Raw genomic sequence first — 18311 nt, 5'->3', positions numbered from 1 at the left:
CTTTGATGGCTAGTCGCAAACCTGGGGGAAGTGCTGTCACCGCTGCACCTGCGGGGTAAGATTTGAGTGTTCTAGGGCGTCGGTTCAGTATTAGGAGTTGACAAAACAAACTGAAAATGATATGTGAATTGAAAAGCCTGTTAAATTCTGACAATCAGGAAGAAGGAAGAAACCTTATGCGCCCTCCCTTATGGCATCCTCCAATTGAACTCTCAGAAACAGAAGCGTTGATTATCAAGCGCATTAAACGAGCCAAGTTATTCACGTTTCTTCGACTGAACCGTTCATTCATATTTAATGATGAGTTTCAAGAAGAACTTGCTACAATTTTTAAAGACAGCACAGTAGGTCAGGGCCCAGTTCCTCCTGCACAAATTGCTCTGGCAATTATTCTGCAAGCCTACTTAGGCATTTCTGACGATGAAGTAATTGAAGAAATGCTCATGGATCAACGTTGGCAGTTAGTTCTCGATTGTCTAAAGTGTGAAACTCCCCCTTTTAGCAAAGCCACTTTGGTGAGATTCAGAAATCGCTTAATTAAAAAAGAACTAGACCAACGTTTAATTGACCGCACCGTAGAAATTGCCAAACAAAAAGGTGGATTTGGCTCATCTCAACTGAAAGCAGCTTTAGATTCCTCACCTTTATGGGGAGCTGGTAAAGTCGAAGATACATATAATCTCTTGGGTCATGCTTTGCGTAAGGCGGTGAGTATGATAGCTGCTGTGCAGGGGCGGGAGCCAGCAGAAATTGCCCTGGAAGCAGGTGCACCCATCCTTAATAGTTCCAGCTTAAAAACGGCTTTAGATTTAAACTGGGATAATCCAGTAGAGCGTCAAAATGCACTCTTAATTCTCCTAAGTAGCTTAAATACAGTGGAAGAATGGATGCAAAGCCAGTCTGATTGTGATGAATTTGAAGTAGTCCAAGAGACTCTGGATGTTGCCCGAGTCATTGAATCCCAAAATGTGACTTTCGACTCACAAGGCGTTCCAAGTTTAAGTAAAGGGGTCGCCAAAGATCGTCGCATTTCTATTGAAGACCCAGATATGCGGCATGGGCGTAAAAGCCGCTCTAAAAAAATAGATGGATATAAACGCCACGTTCTTAAAGATTTAGAGAGTGGTGTAGTTTGCGCGGTGGCGCTGACACGCGCCAATACTCCAGAATCTGCTGCTACAATTGACCTAGAACGTGACTTGAAATTTCAAAATATTCACCTATCTGAGTTACATATTGATCGGGCTTATTTATCTAGTCATTGGGTGACACAACGGAATGATAAATTACAGATATTTTGCAAGGCGTGGCCGGTCAAAAATTCTGGACGGTTTGATAAAAATTCTTTTTTCCTTGACTGGGATACGCATTTAATTAGCTGTCCCAATCAGGTAAGTATCCCATTTGAACCGGGGAAAACTGTTCATTTTCCTCAGAATGAATGTGCAATTTGTCCTCTAAGGTCTGGTTGCACAAATAGTAAAAGAGGACGGACTGTATCAATTCATCCTGATGAAGCCTTAATGCAAGAGTTGCGAGCACGTCAATCCACTGCTATTGGTCGCCAAGAATTGAGAAAACGTACTACAGTTGAACACTCTCTGGCTCATATTGGCCATTGGCAGGGGAACCGTGCTCGCTATATTGGACTGCGGAAAAATCTCTTCGATCTACGGCGAGTCGCTGTTGTTCATAATCTTCATGTCATTGCTCGAATGGATAAGGTTCGACCAATTACACCAGGCATAGAGTCGAACTCATGCACTGGCTAATTTCATAAATTCCTTTTTTTGTCAACTCCTAATACTGAACCGACGCCCTAGGGTACTGACTCTCACCTACATAGTCATTCAGTTGTCAAGGTTCTACACCTTGCGGCTAATCCCCCTAAACCCTGTTGGATTTTGTTTCTAGCCAACGATTCGCACCAACTCTCCTAAAGCGTTGTTTGGCTCAAGACCAAAGGTTCCGGTATGCCCTACCGTACCCAATCCTCGACTAAGGATGTTTCTAGCGGCGTTTTCATCGCGATCTAAAACACAACCGCACTTACAAACGTGCGTTCTTGTAGATAGCGATTTCTTTACAATTGCACCGCAGCTAGAGCATTCTTGGCTGGTATATTGCGGATTTACCGCTACCGTGATTTTCTCAAACACTTGGACGAAGTATTCAAGCCAAACACGGAATTGATACCAAGAAGCATCGTTAATAGACTTAGCTAAGCAATGATTTTTCACCAGGTTTTTGATCCTCAAATCTTCGTAGACGACTACATCGTTTGATGAGATTACGCACCTTGCAAGTTTTATTGCATGGTGCAATGCGGCTGTCTACTTATTTTGAGGTGGCGTTTGCCTAGAATCTGCCTAGCTTTGCCCCTGTTGTTTGAACCTTTAACTTTTCTGGATACGCGACGCTGGGATCGTTTGAGAACTTTCTCACCTTTTCTTAGAAACCTGGGATTTTCCACCGTAGTTCCGTTCGAGTCGGTGTAATATTCCTTCAATCCCACATCTAATCCAATCGTAGTACCATTCGGTTCTGTGTTTTCCTTTCTATCGACATCCACACAGAATTGGACGTAGACGCCATCAGCACGTTTTACCAATCTCACCCTTTTTATTTGACTGATTTGGTAGAAGTGCAAGTCGCGTGTGCCTTTTAGCTTTAATCGCCCAATCCCTTTCTTGTCGGTAAAATTGATGGATTTGCGGTCATCGGCCATCCGGTTGAAGTCGAGTGGGAAGTCGCCTTCCCACCCTCTCCTACAAAACCGTGCTTGCGAGTTTCCCCGCACACGGCTCCTCAATTGCTTGGCACTTGTCATGTGTACCTCTTTGCCCAGGTTTGGGTTAGGGGATGAGTTCATAGAAGTCATCACTTCTTATTTCCCATTCTTTAGGTTCCCACATGGCGTGTAAGATATCGTGGCAGTGTTTGTGTATAGCCATCAGATTTGTGCGCTTGTTATTTTTGCGATTTTTGTCCAAATGGTGAATTTCCACAAGGCTATCTGACGTGAAATACAAACCGCAGTGCAAACATCTACCTTTTTGTTTATTCAACAGTTCGGATAGTGTTTTTGGGATTTCAGGATAGTTCCTTAATCTTTGACTCCAGTATACCCAATCTCCGTCGTAGGGACTTTGACTGCCTTTCACCTTTGTGTGTCTTTTTATTTGTGTATCTGGGTGTTCAGCTAGTTTTAGCCCATCAGGTGTGGCAAACGTCCATTTTCTTCCTTCGATTTCTCTCCAGTATTTTTGGGCGTTGCTTTCCTTTTTGCATCGACGTTTTGCCCATGCCCAAAGCTGCTTGAAGGTGATGTGACTTAGCTTGTCAAACGTTTCTTGACTTGCGACTGTGGAGAAATAATTGCACCAACCCCTGATAAGTGGGTTGAGTCTGGCTATCAATGCTGCTTGTGGGGCTGCACTATGCTCTTTTATGATGGTTGCTATTTTCTTACAGTGTCCCTTCACGCTTTTCTTTGAGGGGGTGATTATGGTCTTAAATCCTAGTGGTTCCTTGTTGGTGGATTTACCAGTTTGGTATTTACCTACTGGGTGTTGTCTAATATTGAACCCAAGAAAGTCAAACCCAATATTTCCTGAGTATTCAGTCAGTGTGTGGGATATTCTTGTTTTACTAGGTTTAAGTTCCAAGCCAATGTCACTTAGCCACTCTGCTATTATTTCCTGGCACCTTTGGACTATGGCAAGGTCTTCGTGTATAATCACGAAATCGTCGGCATAGCGTATGAGGCTGAGGCTCATTTGGTTTACCTTTTTCCCATATCCTGGTCTACAGGGCAAGGTAGCCGCATATTGCTTTATCCTATTTTCCATGCCATGTAACGCGATATTGGCTAGGAGTGGACTAATCACTCCTCCTTGAGGTGTGCCTTCCTCAGTAGGACTGTAAGCTTTTTGCTTATTGGCATAATTGCTCCAGTCAATTACCCCTGCTTTTAACCATGCCCGTATTTGGCGACGAATGGTGGGGGATGTATTTAGTTTTCTGAGAAGTGCGTCGTGGCTAATTCGGTCGAAGCATTGGGCGATGTCGGCATCTAGCACGTATTTTGGCTTGTACCTAATCGCATTGAAGATTGCTCCGATTGCGTCGTGACATGACCTTCCGAGTCGGAATCCGTAGCTATTAGGCTCGAATCTTGCCTCCCATTCTGGCTCTAAGGCAGCTTTTACTAGAGCTTGGGTTGCTCTATCGTGCATTATGGGTATTCCTAACGGGCGTTTTTCCTCCCTTCCAGGCTTAGGAATCCAAACCCTTCTAGTTGGTTTTGCCTTTTGGTTTAACCTCAGTCGGTTAACAAGTTCCAGCCTTTGATTAGGAGTTAAACTCTTAACCCCATCTATTCCAGCGGTTTTCTTGCCCTGGTTATCCTGAGTTACCCGACGCACGGCTAATACCTTAGCCGACCAAGAATTAATCAAGGTCTTCTGAAGCTTGCGAACTGCTCGAACATCTCCACGTTGAGAGGCTTGGAATATGCGCTTTTGTAGCTTAAAAACTCTTCGCTCGACTTTACGCCAAGGAATATCTTTCCATTCCACAGTCGCCAATTCTGACTCTGTATTAGACATATTTACTACTACTTGTTCCTCTTCCCTCCAAACAATCGTGAATCTGTCAGCGTATCCTCACTGTTAAGTGAGGCATTGGCTTCTGATTCAATCCTTTTCTAATACATCATTTAGCTAGCTACCTACTCAGGTATCGACCTTTTTTTCTGAGAGATGTATAAGAGTTACTTCGTTCCTAATGACCATTGGTTGAATCTTTAGAGTGATGCTGTCCACCGAGGTTAAGGGAAGCGCTTATTGGTCACGGCTGGAGTTGCCAATTCCCTACCTTTGCCCTTTTGGGACTCCCAGTGTATCAGCCTTATTTCACTGGTTAACATTAACGATGGTTCAGGTGCATCTTCACTTGCGTTACTCATGGATTCCTGCTAAGGTGGGATGACAGTTTAGGCTACTGTTTTACCCCTATTTGACTTCCCCGCTTCATCCTGACAGTTGCTAATTGTTCAGCATGGGGGAAGCGCTTTAACCATTGCGCTTATGGAGAGGGACTTACACCCTCATGATCATTAAGTTGTTAAGGGTTTTATTTCAACCAAGACGAGAGGTTGAACCCTTACTCCTCGTACACTTTGAGTTTTATATCTCCATTTTTCGAGGAAACGAATCGCACCCAGCCAGTAGTCTTGTATTCGACAGAACGACAATCTCTCACGAACTGCGGATATCCTTTTTTGCCCGGTACATTCTTCTTGCAGTTGTCGTAGAATCGGGAGATCGCAGACCATGCTCGTTCTGCACTCGATTGTCTTGCTTGAGAATTGAGTTCGTCGGCAAACGGAAAGTCGCGAGCCAGCACAGCGCAGTATTTATTTAAGTCGTACCGACCCACTTTTTTGTTGTCCATCCAATACCGCAAACAGCTATTGCGGACAAATTGGGCGGTACGAATTGCTTCGTCTACTGCGTTGTACTGATTCTTTTTTCCGTAAGCTTTGAACTCAAAAACTAGCATGGCTTTACCTCCGGTTCTTATGTTATACCGTCTGACATAAAATCCTTAGCCAGTTAATGAAAGTTTACAATGATGAAGCAGGAAGCTGACTGGGAGACTAAAGTCTCCTGCGAGCTTTCATCCCTGGACTGAAGTCACAGGGTTTTTAGCTTGTTTTCTATAAGTTTTGACAGGAACTTTAATTGATATCTCCACAAGCAGCTACTTTTGATAGAGTGCAACTTAATTCCGGCTAGGTAAAATAAGCATATAGCAATCCTCGCATCATTTGCATAATTCTTGTAGGGGCAATCCCACGCCCGGTTGCCCGATAGATAGGGGGTAGGCAAAGAAAGGCACTACCCCTACAAATTTATCTGAATCATTTAGGATTGCTATAGTAGGATGCAACTAGCGGAGGCATGGATGATGAACGCAGTTATTGCTACTCTTGGCACTGCTCTCGGACTCAGCTCAATTTTTATCGGTTTGACCCCGGCGGTTCTCGCCCAACAAAGACTGCAACCAACGCCCCAATATTCGGAAACGACTTTATCTGGGGACTCGTTGAGGACAGTGGAGGACAGAACCTTAGACTCGGACTACCAAAACTTGATTGGTGAACCAGAAACGGCGGCTAATTCTGCTAGAAGGGAAAGAAGCTTGGGCGACACATTTCGCCTCAAAATCGAGGGCCCATTGGAATTTATTACTACTCCTTCGGATGCCCAGCGTCAAGGAAATCCTTTACCTCCAAAACAAACCGACAGCGGTACAGAAGCGGGAGTTCAGCTTCAGCTAGGACTTTAGCAATTTTAAATGAATTCATTTGAAGCGAGCGATCGCGGAACCCAATTTTTGATTTTGGGAATTATTGTGACTGCGATCGCTTTTTTATCTGAGTTTTATCACAAGTTTTGTGCGGTTTGCATCACACAAGGTTCTCTCTTGTGAACCTAAAATTAGACCAATTAAACTTCCGATACAGACTGATTAGCTACATATCTTTACAAAATCGCATAAAACTGGCGGTGAAGGTGATGAGAAAGGCTCAACTGATCGATTATTTGCGGGGAGAGTTGGCAATATCGCATTCCGCGATCGCCGTTGCTCTCCGACACGGTGAACAAGATGCCAGCGAACTGCCGATGGTGCTGTGGCAGTACGGGTTAGTGACACTGGAACAGTTAAACCTGATTTTTGATTGGTTGGAAGCTCAGCCGACTTAGCAATTTAAAATCCTGATTTAAAAAATAGGGATATCGGATTGCTATTTTTTAACAAATAAAGCTTGCACTAACGGTCGTCGCAAAGTATAGGGTTGAGTGTTTAGGTTGAGGGTGGGTCTTATTTTGTCCTTTTGGGATAAACACAAATATACGGTAGGGACACAGCAGTGCTGTGTCCTAATTTTTTTTTCAGACTAAAATAAACTGCTTTCAATCTGTCGAAGAGGCGATCGCAGAGGGGAGCATCTCATTTTCGCAAAAAGCATTTTTTTTACAGTGCGAGCGTCCTCGCTCGCGTGCTTTCTTCTTCACGCGAGCGAGGACGCTCGCACTACAAATGCAAAACTGAGATGCCTCTTCGCCGACGGCATCAAACAGACGGCATAAAACAAACCCCAGCAACTTTTAGGCTGCCGGGGCTTGTCTTATTTTATTTGGTGGCGGGAAGTGGATTTGAACCACTGACCTTCGGGTTATGAGCCCGACGAGCTACCAGGCTGCTCTATCCCGCGTCGCTTTGTCTCTCTCTAATATAAACATATCTTTCTGAAAATTGCAACCCCTAAATCAAAAAAACTTTTTAGATTGTGGGAGGGGTTGCTGAAATCGGCGAGCGAGTCTCGATCGCCCTAAAGCATCGAAACTTCCCCGATTACCTCCAAGCGCTTGAAGTCACTGAGAGTCAGGTAAGTCTCCGAAAGAGTTTCGGCGATCGTCGGAGTAATCCACCCCAACTGCTTGAGCAAGTGAATCGCCACAGCAAATTGAGCGCGCTTTCCCCCATCCGTCACCTTAATTGCCAAGCCCATGCCTTCGCCAACGCGGCCAATGCACTGCACCCCTTCGGCGCCGGACTTGCTCACCAATTCCCCTTGAGTCAAGCGCATCAGTTCCGTGTCAAATTTGCCCTCACCGGCAACCATCATCGGGTGATGAGTCATAGCGCGGACAATCCGCTCCATATCCACATTGTTGCCGGAGGCTAACTGAGCGTACAAAGACGCCATTTGCCCCAACTGCAACAGATAGGTAGGAGCGCCGCAGTCGTCGCGAGCGCTGATAAACTCTTCGGCAGGCATTGCCAGCAAGTCAGCTACTTTGCCCAAAATAAGCTGCTGGACAGGATGTTTGCGGCGTAAATAATTTTCCACAGGCCAGTGCAGTTGCTGGCAGACAGCCAGCATTCCGGCGTGTTTGCCGGAGCAGTTGTATTGCAGGGCGCTCTTTTTGCCTTCGGGAATGGGGCATTGAAGTTTAGAGGGGTCAATGTCGCAGCGCCACAGGACGTTAAATACCTGGCGCGATTGCTCGATCGTACCTTGATGGGAACTGCAAATAATCGCTAAATCTCGATCGGTCAATTCGTAGCGTTCTAAAGTGCCAGTCCCCGTCACCGCCAAAGCTTGAAAAGGCTTGAGTGAAGAACGGACAAATGAGGCCGTTTCCGAGTTACCAGCAACAGACAGAACGCGCCCGCGGTTGTCGCAGACGGCGGCCTGGGCGCGGTGCCTCGATTCCACAATACCTTCGCGCAGCAGTGTGACTTCAAGTTCGGGAGCTTGGGTTCGTTTTCCCCTTGTCATATCAATTTTAGATTTTAGATTTTAGATTTTAGATTGGGGCCGGTGGAAGTTATGAGTTGCGAGCTGCCAGTTAAGAGTTATAAAGTTAATCTTTCTGCGATCGTTTCTCACTCATGCACGGGAGTGTGCCGGCGTTGGCTGTGCGCGGCAATCTCAAAACTCAAAACTCCCTTCCCTTCCCGATTACAAACAACTCCAAGTTAGTCCCCCAGCAACCAGCAACACTGTCAAACCATAAAATGTCTGCCGCAGACGCCTGAGAATAGGTTCTAATTGGTAGTTGACAATCAACTGGTCTTGAAGCAAAACTTCGGGAGTTTTAGGCCAAGATTGACAATCGTACCAGCCAGACTCTTCGTAGACGACCGTGGGATTTGAAAGGCGCGATCGCACGTAGAACCAACCCAAGTAGAGCCGCAGCAAAGCTAATCCTAGAATAAAACTGGCACCTGCGGCACCGCTGAGGACAAACTGAGCTGGATACTTGACAGGAGCAAAGCTAGAAGCAGCTATCGGCACCGATACCAAGCAACTCCAAGCCCACACCCAAGCTAGTTTTGCCAGGTATCCGGGCCAATTGAGTGTTACCCAGCTAAAAAACCAGGATTCTTTAAGTTCTTGGTATTCATTTATCGGTCGCTGTTCTTGCGGAACGGGACAAATAGAAGCTGAAACGTTTTTCACATTAGCCATCCTCACGGCGTGGGGGAAAAGTCAATGCGTTCGGCGTGTCCCCAGAACGCTTCTAAATTGTAGAACTCCCGCTCTTGAGGCTTCAAAATGTGAACGATCGCGTCGCCGTAGTCCATGACGACCCAACTAGCGTCTGATAGGCCTTGTGTACGCAGTGGCAAGCGTTGCCACTCTTCTTCAACTTGGTCTGCTATCGCTTGGGAGATGGCTCGTACCTGCACGTTGGAAAATCCGGTGACGATCGCAAAGTAGTCTGCCAAATAGCATACTTCTGCTACCCGGAGCAATACAATATCTACTGCTTTGCGGTCATCGGCTGCTTGGGCAACGGTCACGATCAGGCCGCGAGCTTCGTCTGGGGAGGTGCTGTCCGTTGCTGTAGACTGAGCCCTGGAGTATTCGAGTTGGGTTAGATCAGACATTAAGTGTTTAATTTCCTAATTGATACGGTAAGGGGGAATCGGTGCGTTTTCGCGATCGGTTGTTGGCAGTTTGAGACGGGAAATAGGAGTTAGGTTGAAGCCAAAAGTAAGGACAGGATTGCTGATAAATTTTACTTTTAACTTGTGATTTGTTCGATCGACTTCTGGGTCGAATTTCCTGTTTCCGGCGATCGAGCCATAAGCAGCGCCCAATTCCGCGTAAGTACGGTGCGGGGGTGGATGTAGCAGCGAGTTTCTAGCAAATATTTAAGAGAATAATCGCTAGTTTGCCACACGGCTGCATAAAGATTTTGCCAGCTTGCCTCGCGCAGTGCTTCTAGTTGGGCTGTGTTGCCGCGGCTCGGCTCTATGGTATCTGCTATGAATACGGTACAACTGAGCTGGCTCATATTTGGTCTGCCGAGGGTGTGATTGGCGATTGCGTCCAAAATTTCTCGATCGACCACCCCGAATTCGTCTCTGGCGACGATCGCGCTGGCGTCTGCGTGCAGCAAATGCGGGTGTGCTTCCAACACTGAGTCTAACTCTAAACCTTCCTTCTGGGCCATTTGCAGGAGCAGTGGAGGTTTGAAGTATTTTGCCAAATCGTGCAACAAACCGGCCGATCGGGCTTTTGCTTCGTCGAGGCCGTAATGGCGAGCCAAGTCACCTGCTGTCTGTTCGACTCCGAGAATATGTGTGATGCGGGCAGCAGGAACGCGGTCTGAGAGCCAAGCTAGGACGTTTTCGCGCGCGGGTGCAAGTGTCAAATATTAACTCCGAAATTGTATGAGCTACTATTTTAGCGTTTTGTTTCGATCGGCTGCGGTGTCGGGCACGCAGGGGTGTGGTGACTTCTGGGATGGGGAGGGGTGAAGGGGGCGAAGGTCTTTACCTGAACAATCCAAATATCTTTTAAACTGAGTGGCTGTAACGACAAATTGTAGTTACAATATCTAGTGAAAATCCAGGTATGGAATTTGAGTGGGATGAGGCTAAACGTCTTACCAACCTTAGCAAACATGGAATTGACTTTATCGACGTTCCATTAGTTTTTGATGGAGAAATCGTAACAGTTGAGGACGAACGATTCAGTTATGGGGAGCAGAGGTTTGTGACTTTTGGTTTGTTGCAAGGGCGAGTAGTCGCTATTGTCCATACAGAACGAGAGGATAGTACCCGCATTATTTCCGCTAGAAAAGCAACTAAATATGAACAACGAATTTACTTCGAGCAAATCTCAAACTGATTGGGAACGCCTAGATGCCATGACTGATGAAGATATTGATTTCTCTGATTGCCCTGAAATTACGCCTGAAATGTTTGCTAAAGCCGTAGTTCAGCGAGGCTTGCCCAACCCTAAGACTAAAGCTCAAGTTACCTTACGCCTTGACAGTGATGTTTTGGAGTGGTTTAAATCTCAAGGTCGTGGTTATCAAACCCAGATCAACGCCTTACTAAGAGAATACATGAAAGCCCATCAATAATGGATTTGCTATTTTTTGTAATTATTTCATTTATTCTACTTTTAGTCAGTGCCATCAAAGGTTATTTTATAGTTGCTCCACTTCTGGCTTCGATGGCAATTTTGATTGCCGTTTTGCTGAGAAGGGGATTTCCGCTAAATAGCTTAATCGAAATGGCTGTTATTGGCAGTCAAAAACCTTTATCAGTTATCGCTATTTTACTTTGAATCGGGGCAGTAATGGCTGTCGGGAGGGCTGCGGGTACAGTTCCGGTGCTGGTATATTGGGGAATTAAATCGCTCAATCTTCAGTCTTTCATTTTTTGGGCGTTTATCTTAACGAGCGTTCGTTCTGTAGTGATCGGAACATCTTTTGCCACTGTAAGCACGGGCGGTTTCAAGCGCTTATCTTATTTTGGCAAAGGCTGCAACAGCTTATCACCATGACTCGCTGCCACCGCCGCAAATAAAGCTTCATAATGGTTCAAAGCTTCCTCAAATCCGTAATTCTCTACAGCATAATTTCTGCCTTGCTCGCCCAACGCATCCACCTTAGCAGGGTGCAAGTACAAATCCTCAACAGCCTCAGCCAAAGCCTGCGAATCTTCCGGCGCTACCACCACCCCGCCACCGCTTTGCTGCACTGCTTTCTGGGCCGTACCAGTTTCGGGAACCGAAGCCAAAATTGCCCTGCCGCTGGCGAGAATTACTTGGATTTTTGAAGGCATATTGAAGTTAGTAACGCGGCGCTTTTGTACGACTAAACTAACATCAGCAGCAGCTAACAATTCGGGCAATTTTTCTCGCGGTTCAAATGGTAGCAGCATTACATTATTAGCTTTGTAAGTTTCGCAATCTTTTTGCAAGCGCGCCAAGGCTGTTGATTCCCCCACAATTACAAAAGCGATTTCGGTTATGTGTTTCAAACGAGCCGCTGCTTGGACAACTGTTTGCAGGCCTTGAGTTAGGGCAATATTGCCAGCATAGAGAACGACAAATTTTCCCTTGAGTTTGTGAGTTTCTCGAAATGAGTTACTTTCCTTGGGTAAGGGCCGAATGAAATTAACATCAACCCAATTGGGAACGCAAACTATTTTTTCGGGGGGTACTCCTTGAGAGTGCAATTTGGTGACAAAACCGCTGTCGATGACGCTGACTTGGCTGGCTGTGCTGTAGGCCAATTTTTCCAAAGCGTCAGCAATGCGAACTAGCAGTCCGTTTTTTTTGACCAAGCCGACGCGCACGGCTGCTTCTGAGACGATATCCTGAACGTTGAGGACGATCGGGCAAGCGCGAATCCAGCCGTAAAAGGCGACTGGGACGCAAATCGGTAAAGGGGGCATTGTCGAGAAAATCACGTCGGGACGCCAGCCTCTGAAGGCTTGGACGGCGCTGGAGACGACAAAACTGCCGTCTAGCACAAGTCGGTCTAGGAGGCTGGGGTGGGGGCCGTTGACGCGCAGATAGCTGCGCTGAATTGTGACGCCGTTGTGTTCTTCTGTGAGGTAAAATTTTCCCTCATATTGCGGATAAATCCGGCGCTGCGGATAGTTGGGCATTCCTGTGACGACTCGGACTTGGTGGCCGCGCTTGACTAGGCCTTGCGCTAGTTCTGTCATCAGGGGGGCAATGCCGATCGGCTCTGGATAATAGTTATAGGAATAAATTAGAATACGCATAATATTTATTCTTAAGCAAATTGTCCTGCAGCCGCGTGCATCAAGCCTGCACCCGCAGAATTGCAGAGGATGTGGTTGGGTTCCGGGTAGGACAATAGGGGGCGAGGGGATCTTCCACTCCTGGCGAAAGAAGCCGCCCTTACCGGGCGGGTATCGCGCCCTCAGCTAATGTTTTTTCGCATTACCAGGCAGTTGCGGCGATCGTCGGTACGGATATACCGAAGGTCGTCTGTGAGCTTGTACATGAACACCAGTCCCCTTTCTCCTTCTCTGTCCAAAGGATCGCGCTGCTCTTGCATGATCGAGTGCAGCTTTGCTTCTAAGTTGAAGGGTTGACCCCTGTCCCAAATCCTAATTTCTAAGTAATCGGCAAACACTTTTACCTCAATGTCTATGGGCGTCGTGGGGGGCAAGTTCTGGTGAGCGTGGCGGACAGCGTTTGTAAAGCCTTCGTTGATTATCAGCCGGCACTGCCACCAGAAATCCGCTGGTATCATGGGCAAAACGATATTCTCCAACCATTCCAAAACGGATGTTAAAGCATTCAGGTCTGTTTCAACCTGCAGGTGCCACTCGGCCTTTGGTTGCTTGTCTTTCATCTTTCTTCCCCCTGGTCGGCCCCCACCACCGCTGTACTCAGCGCCGGAGGGAGAGAAAAAGGAGGGCAAGGTCTTGGCAACATATTAGTTAAGTCAAGCTTGAGTTGAAGAAGCCCGTTTTGCCTCAAGGTGAGCATTCCTTTCGCACCATTTACTCGCACAGCAAATGAGAGACTTCCGATACTGTAACCCGCCTCGGTAGGGCGTTTAAATAGGGAAAATTTCCGAGTCAGCTTGCGAGGCAGTGATTTAAGCTTCGACCGTGTTAGCAGTCGCTACTTTTCTAAACACAGGTGAGTTCTTCTCGTCCTCGAAAATCATGCTGGGATCATTTGAGTATGACCTCGAACTCGCTAATTGCTAATTATTAATGCTCTGATTGCAGAGCGGACAACTAGCTGTGCATTTTCTGGGCGTGTGAATTTTAACACTTAATGCTAACGTAGGTATCGCTAGCGATCGTCTGCTTGACTAAGTATCAAGTTCGACTTCCCGCCGCCCCTCGGCAACAGCACCTGAAAGTTCAGGGCTGGGTTGTTGAGGGCTCCTACACAGCGCCGCTATTTTTGTTAAACAGGACTGTTATGGTTTTAACAATTAGTTTCAAGTCATACACCAGGCTCCAGTTTTGTTGGTATTTTAAATCTAAACGGATGACATCTTCAAAATCGCGGACTTGAGAGCGACCGTTGACTTGCCATTCCCCGGTCATCCCGGGTTTGACATCCAAACGCTGCCACTGAGGGACTTCGTAGCGCTCAACTTCGTCTGGCGTAGGCGGTCTGGTGCCGACTAGACTCATTTCGCCTTTGAGCACGTTCCAAAACTGCGGCAGTTCGTCGAGGCTGGTTTTGCGTAAGATGCGCCCGACTTTGGTAATCCGCGGGTCGTTGTCATTTTTGAAAAATGCGCCAGAAGCCTGGTTTTTGATTTGGTCTTTCATGGCTTCGGCGTTGGTACACATCGATCGAAATTTCCAAATCCGAAATTGTCTGCCCATCCAGCCACAGCGGGTTTGACCGAAAAATATCGGGCCTGGATCGTTGATAGTGATGGCTGCAGCTATGGGTACGAGCAAAATTCCTGTAATCATCAAACCGACGATTGCCCCAACGATATCTATCAGCCGCTTCACCCACGATTGCACTGAGGGGTGGGTCATCGGTAGGTGATTGTCCGAGGGGTTCGTCTCTGTGGGAGTTGAGGTTGCAGAGGGCTGCTCGATCGTCAGCACTTGATCTAGGCTGGTGAGAGCAAATACTGCCATCACCTGCGGCTTGAGGCTTCGGAGCACCAAGTCGCTGCCACGCTGTTTGGCAAATTTCAGATTGCTGACTAAAGCACCGATCCCGCTACTGTCGATGAATGTCGTCTGACTAAAGTCTAGGACAATCTTGCTGGGAACGGTGCTTCCGGAAAAAAGTTGCTGGCAGGTTGTCTTGAAGTTTACGGCTTCAAGTACGCTCAAGCGCACGGGTATGTGAACTGAGGGAATCTCGTCCGAGTACGTTACCCGAAAATCTGCCTCTGGGGTTTGACTGACCATGAAGTCCTGGTTTCAAATTTCAAGCTGATGTCTTTAGCCTATTCTGTCCTAGCAGCTCCACCTTTACCAAATATTATGGTTAACAAAAGGCTAGCTTTATACAAACTTTACAAAAACGCCTGCCAACTCGCCCGCCGAGAGTGATATCAAAGGCAAAAATAGACTTGAGTCTACCAGTGCCAATTTAGACCCAAAGATTTTTGAACGCCGTCGCGGCCAAACTTTGACATTGGAATCAAGATTTTTGTGGATTCAGGTCGCTTAATCTTGTCGTTAATAATTTTCGTGCCTCTCTTGCATCGGATAACCATCGCAGTTAACAGTTAACAGCTAACACAGAAGTCAACAGTTAACGGTTAACTGGAAAACCCCCGTACCAAGCGTCGGGGGATGAGGTTAAGAATTGTAGACGTTTTCTGACTGGGAGGTTTCGCGGGTGATGGGTTTGACTTTGGCTTTGGCTTTGGCTGCGTTGCGTTTGAGGGCCTGGAGACGAGCTTCGTATTTAGCCCGCTGCTGTTTTTTGGAGGTTTGCTCGATTAAGGTTTTTAAGGCGCTGCCGAGGCTTTTGTAGGCGTTTGGGAGAGTGTAGCCGAAGCGGGTGGCTAGGGCGAGGGCTTTTTCGTCGGCCTCTACTGCTTCTTTTAAACTTTTCTCTCCGTTATTTTTTTGGTAAAGTCTCCAGCCGGAGACGCCGCACAGGGATAGGGCCAGTAACAGCAGCAAGCCGTCTTGCACCCAAAGTTCGCCGACGGCGCCGCCTAAACCAATGGCGAGGGCTGCCATTTCCCAACCGTCTCTGGGGATGGTGTCGTTTTGGATTCTGGCGACTTCGTGCCAAAATAGGAGGTTCCGCTGATCCATTGCTAGCTGTTCCCAGCGGATCAGGTCTATTTGGATTTCTACCTGGTCTTTGCCTATTTCTTCGCTGCGGATCAGGGTAGGATTAACTTCTATTGTTTTTTCTACTGTTACCCAACTTTGGAGTTCTGGGGGCAGTATGTTTTTCAAGCGCCGGATCTCACTCATCTCGGCTCTTGCTGTAGAGGTTGCATAGGATGTCATAGCTCCGGCCTATTGATTTTCCAAAGGTTAATATGTGTCTATTTCTGGAGTATAGCAAACCTTGAATCCAAATATAGTGTAGCAACGGGGGTCGATCGACTAATACTGGCAATTTTACTTGATTTTAGTCTCAGGGGGCGATCGCAACTGCCGACTCGATCATTTCCTTTGGATTATTTGAGCGACGGACTGACACTCATCTAAGGGATACAGTACCAGTTATCCTACTGCTATTTCTGGCTTATGCTTTGATAATCCTTTCCGGCCAATATAGAGTCTTTTGTGAATAACTTCTCGCTGTTTTCTCGATTTTTATACCTTGGCTTTCTGCCAGATTAATTAACCGCTTTCAATATTCGATAGGAACTTGACCCGGATTTAAATATTACCTCATAATTCTACCTCAAATATCTTTCTAGTTATGATCTATTTTGGCTGCGGGTTGAGATAGGAAGTCGAGGCGTTGCGGAGAGCTTTTTAGCCTGGATGTTTTAAATTTAATTTCGCGATTACCGGCTAAGTCTTTTCTGTGACTTTTGGTAATAAAACTTGTTGTTAAAACGTCTATCTTTTTTATTTTTCTAGATAACCAAATCCTTTTAACCTGAGTAAAACAGCTTGCGCTTTCTTCCATTTTATGATATTTTTATATTCCATAAAATCTTGCAACTCTTCTCGTTGTTCCTCTATCTTATTTTTTTTAGGTTGCTAATTAACGGTATGAACCAACTTTTTTCTGAAGTTACAAAACTCACCCGACTTGCCTTATCACAATTCCGAACTATTCAATTCATACCTGTTATTAAGCAACGCTAAATGATTAAAGCGACTTGAGAATACCGCTTTCTAACTGATAAATTGCTGCCATAATTCCACTTTCAGGATTTGTGAGCAGAGACTTTTTGACATCTTTCAAGTATTCTACAATGTGTGCCCGCAAAATCGGTCTTTCTACTTTGACTGTGTGATTGTAATCCCACAAATCCCAGATGATAATTCCGATGCCGACAATCGGATCGATTAAACTTACTCCCAACTGACTAGCCACTGTACCGCCTGTTTTTGTGGCTACCTTGGCGGCGGCTTTGCTGGCAACTTTTGCGGTAACTTTACTACCAACTTTAGCTGCGACTCCCAAAATTAAGGGTTTAGCAACTAAGTAGCCACTGCCGCCAACTAATACTTTTAATGATAAATTCGAGACATTTCCTTTATCGCTAATTGTAGTAGCAATATCGTTCAGATATTTGTCCCACTGTACTTGCGGTATATTATAACTGTTTTGAACTACTTTCACATTCTTGCTAACTTCTGATATATACAAATTAGCAGTATCTTGAGTGATTAATTGAAATCGCAGTTGAGCGTTTTTGGGAACCAGCACGCGGTTAGCAAATTCTCTTTGAAAGTCTTCGGTTAATTTTTCGGAAACAGCACGAGATGCTGCTGTCATATCAAATCTGTTGAGTACGGCAGATTTCACGAAGTTAAAAGGTACGGTAAACTCCATCTTTTTTTGAGTGAAGTAATCAAAGTACCAATCGAGGAAACTGTTGTCAACCCGCGCGATTACTTCGCTTTCCCATTTGTCCAATTCTTTTGAGGCGAAAGTTTCGGCAGTTATATGGGATTGTTGGATGGCGTTTTTAATGTCTTGGTTGACTTTGCTAAAATCGTGTGGCGGCGAGACTACAACTGCTGTGGTTCCGGTATTTGTTAGTGACTGGGAAATTAGAAAGTTACCGAATAGGGGAATGATGACTACTAAAATTACGATCGTCCAAATCATCGGTGTCACAGTTTTGATAAACTGACCGATAACTCTGAGACGTTCTGTTTTCTCTGAATAGCTAATTTCTTCCTTGTCTTGACTCATGGCGGTTTCTCAACAGATGAGAGTTGGGCTAGTTTCGATTATAGGCGATCGTACCTGCGATCGTGTTACGGGCGTGTGGCCTGGGATTCTGGAAAAGTTGGGGAAAAGTCCGCGCGAGTAAAGCTATCCCACAGAAAATCGCCAGTTTTTAATTCTTGACTGCATAGAAATTAAAGTGGTACTATTTTTGAATATATCTCAAGCTGTTAATATGACCTTAGATCCTTTGCTCCGCAAGCTAGCAGCCATAAATCAAGCTTTATCTGCCATTTCAGCAGAAACCTGCACGGCGGCCGGATGCAATCAAGCAGTTTCAAAACCCGGTCACAAATTATGCTACGAACATTGGAAAGCTAACAACGCTCAACCCGTGTCAGCGCCCAAACCTAAACCCCAACAATCCTCTTCCCCCTCACTTCTGTCCGCTACCAGCATCAGCGAGAAACTAGAAATATCAAAGCACAAAGTCAACCCAATTTTAGCAGAGTTAGGATTGGTAAACAAAGAGCGCAACGGCTGGGTAGCCACTAAGCGGGCATTGGTGACAAGTTAAGGCTGTAAGTCTTTTGTCAAGAGGCTTTCGGAGAGTTCTTAAAAAAGAATTGGTCAG

At 46.0% G+C, this 18311-nt stretch carries 18 protein-coding genes, 1 tRNA gene and 2 pseudogenes; 8 read left to right on the top strand and 13 right to left on the bottom strand.

The annotated features are described in order from the left end of the window. Window positions 1–176 precede the first annotated feature (176 nt). Window positions 177–1772: an IS1182 family transposase gene (locus tag QUB16_RS29345; RefSeq protein ID WP_333321622.1), complete on the top strand. Its 1596-nt coding sequence runs from the start codon at window positions 177–179 to the stop codon at window positions 1770–1772. Between the two features lie 138 nt (window positions 1773–1910). Here the strand turns inward: QUB16_RS29345 and QUB16_RS29340 are convergent. The 3 genes and pseudogenes from QUB16_RS29340 to QUB16_RS29330 all read right to left on the bottom strand — a co-directional run. After that, window positions 1911–2731, bottom strand: a pseudogene (locus tag QUB16_RS29340) (RNA-guided endonuclease InsQ/TnpB family protein); the annotation flags it as partial. 124 nt (window positions 2732–2855) lie between these two features. Continuing rightward, complete coding sequence (gene ltrA, locus QUB16_RS29335; protein ID WP_333321618.1) at window positions 2856–4610, bottom strand: group II intron reverse transcriptase/maturase; 1755 nt, start codon at window positions 4608–4610, stop codon at window positions 2856–2858. Window positions 4611–5181: 571 nt separating this feature from the next. Further along, a pseudogene (locus tag QUB16_RS29330) lies at window positions 5182–5565 on the bottom strand (RNA-guided endonuclease TnpB family protein); the annotation flags it as partial. Window positions 5566–5970: 405 nt separating this feature from the next. Here QUB16_RS29330 and QUB16_RS29325 point away from each other — a divergent pair. The 3 genes from QUB16_RS29325 (at window position 5971) to QUB16_RS29315 (ending at window position 6773) form a co-directional block, all read left to right on the top strand. Continuing rightward, window positions 5971–6354: a hypothetical protein gene (locus tag QUB16_RS29325; RefSeq protein ID WP_333154167.1), complete on the top strand. Its 384-nt coding sequence runs from the start codon at window positions 5971–5973 to the stop codon at window positions 6352–6354. A 9-nt stretch (window positions 6355–6363) separates the two neighbouring features. Further along, entirely contained in the window at window positions 6364–6498 is a 135-nt protein-coding gene (locus tag QUB16_RS29320; RefSeq protein WP_333321616.1) for a hypothetical protein, read from the top strand. Between the two features lie 86 nt (window positions 6499–6584). Beyond that, entirely contained in the window at window positions 6585–6773 is a 189-nt protein-coding gene (locus QUB16_RS29315) for a DUF2949 domain-containing protein (protein WP_333321620.1), read from the top strand. A 435-nt stretch (window positions 6774–7208) separates the two neighbouring features. Here the strand turns inward: QUB16_RS29315 and QUB16_RS29310 are convergent. From QUB16_RS29310 to yqeK, 5 genes are all read right to left on the bottom strand, one after another. Then, window positions 7209–7285: transfer RNA gene (locus QUB16_RS29310), tRNA-Met, on the bottom strand. 117 nt (window positions 7286–7402) lie between these two features. Next, window positions 7403–8356 carry an asparaginase gene (locus QUB16_RS29305; protein WP_333321614.1) on the bottom strand — a complete coding sequence of 318 codons (954 nt, stop codon included), beginning with the start codon at window positions 8354–8356 and terminating at the stop codon, window positions 7403–7405. A gap of 183 nt (window positions 8357–8539) precedes the next feature. After that, entirely contained in the window at window positions 8540–9049 is a 510-nt protein-coding gene (locus QUB16_RS29300; RefSeq protein ID WP_333321612.1) for a CGLD27 family protein, read from the bottom strand. A gap of 2 nt (window positions 9050–9051) precedes the next feature. Continuing rightward, a complete protein-coding gene (gene rsfS / locus QUB16_RS29295) occupies window positions 9052–9471 on the bottom strand; it encodes a ribosome silencing factor (protein ID WP_333321610.1) in 420 nt (139 codons plus the stop codon). A 137-nt stretch (window positions 9472–9608) separates the two neighbouring features. Continuing rightward, window positions 9609–10241, bottom strand: coding sequence for a bis(5'-nucleosyl)-tetraphosphatase (symmetrical) YqeK (gene yqeK / locus QUB16_RS29290; RefSeq protein WP_333321609.1), 633 nt, complete (start codon window positions 10239–10241; stop codon window positions 9609–9611). Window positions 10242–10444: 203 nt separating this feature from the next. Between yqeK and QUB16_RS29285 the strand changes: the two genes are divergently transcribed. Genes QUB16_RS29285 through QUB16_RS29275 form a run of 3 tightly spaced genes read left to right on the top strand, consistent with a single transcriptional unit; the run spans window position 10445 to window position 11164 of the window. Beyond that, entirely contained in the window at window positions 10445–10720 is a 276-nt protein-coding gene (locus QUB16_RS29285) for a BrnT family toxin (RefSeq protein ID WP_333321608.1), read from the top strand. Then, the gene (locus QUB16_RS29280; protein ID WP_333321607.1) at window positions 10683–10958 is read left to right on the top strand and encodes a BrnA antitoxin family protein; all 276 of its coding nucleotides are present in this window, start codon (window positions 10683–10685) and stop codon (window positions 10956–10958) included. Before QUB16_RS29285 ends, QUB16_RS29280 begins: the two co-directional genes overlap by 38 nt. Next, window positions 10958–11164 (top strand): hypothetical protein, encoded by a 207-nt coding sequence (locus QUB16_RS29275; protein ID WP_333321605.1) that lies wholly within the window; start codon window positions 10958–10960, stop codon window positions 11162–11164. The genes QUB16_RS29280 and QUB16_RS29275 overlap by 1 nt, the downstream gene beginning before the upstream one ends. 182 nt (window positions 11165–11346) lie before the next feature. On the opposite strand, the gene QUB16_RS29270 is transcribed toward QUB16_RS29275, so the two are convergent. From QUB16_RS29270 to QUB16_RS29250, 5 genes are all read right to left on the bottom strand, one after another. Further along, window positions 11347–12615 (bottom strand): WcaI family glycosyltransferase, encoded by a 1269-nt coding sequence (locus QUB16_RS29270; protein ID WP_333321604.1) that lies wholly within the window; start codon window positions 12613–12615, stop codon window positions 11347–11349. 161 nt (window positions 12616–12776) lie between these two features. Further along, a complete protein-coding gene (locus tag QUB16_RS29265; RefSeq protein ID WP_333321603.1) occupies window positions 12777–13214 on the bottom strand; it encodes an ATP-binding protein in 438 nt (145 codons plus the stop codon). A 547-nt stretch (window positions 13215–13761) separates the two neighbouring features. Further along, complete coding sequence (locus QUB16_RS29260; RefSeq protein WP_333321601.1) at window positions 13762–14760, bottom strand: sugar transferase; 999 nt, start codon at window positions 14758–14760, stop codon at window positions 13762–13764. 396 nt (window positions 14761–15156) lie between these two features. Then, window positions 15157–15825, bottom strand: a complete 669-nt coding sequence (locus QUB16_RS29255; RefSeq protein WP_333321600.1) for a DUF3318 domain-containing protein — start codon at window positions 15823–15825, stop codon at window positions 15157–15159. A gap of 820 nt (window positions 15826–16645) precedes the next feature. Beyond that, complete coding sequence (locus tag QUB16_RS29250; protein WP_333321599.1) at window positions 16646–17701, bottom strand: hypothetical protein; 1056 nt, start codon at window positions 17699–17701, stop codon at window positions 16646–16648. Window positions 17702–17912: 211 nt separating this feature from the next. On the opposite strand from QUB16_RS29250, the gene QUB16_RS29245 reads away from it, so the two are divergent. Further along, on the top strand, window positions 17913–18254 hold the full coding sequence (locus QUB16_RS29245; protein ID WP_333321597.1) for a hypothetical protein: 342 nt from the start codon (window positions 17913–17915) through the stop codon (window positions 18252–18254). The last annotated feature ends 57 nt before the right edge of the window (window positions 18255–18311 follow it).

The sequence above is a fragment of the Microcoleus sp. D3_18a_C4 genome (assembly GCF_036702415.1).
GTDB lineage: Bacteria > Cyanobacteriota > Cyanobacteriia > Cyanobacteriales > Microcoleaceae > Microcoleus.
The sequence above is the reverse complement of the archived record's forward strand: the minus strand, read 5'-3'. Positions and strand labels throughout refer to the sequence as shown.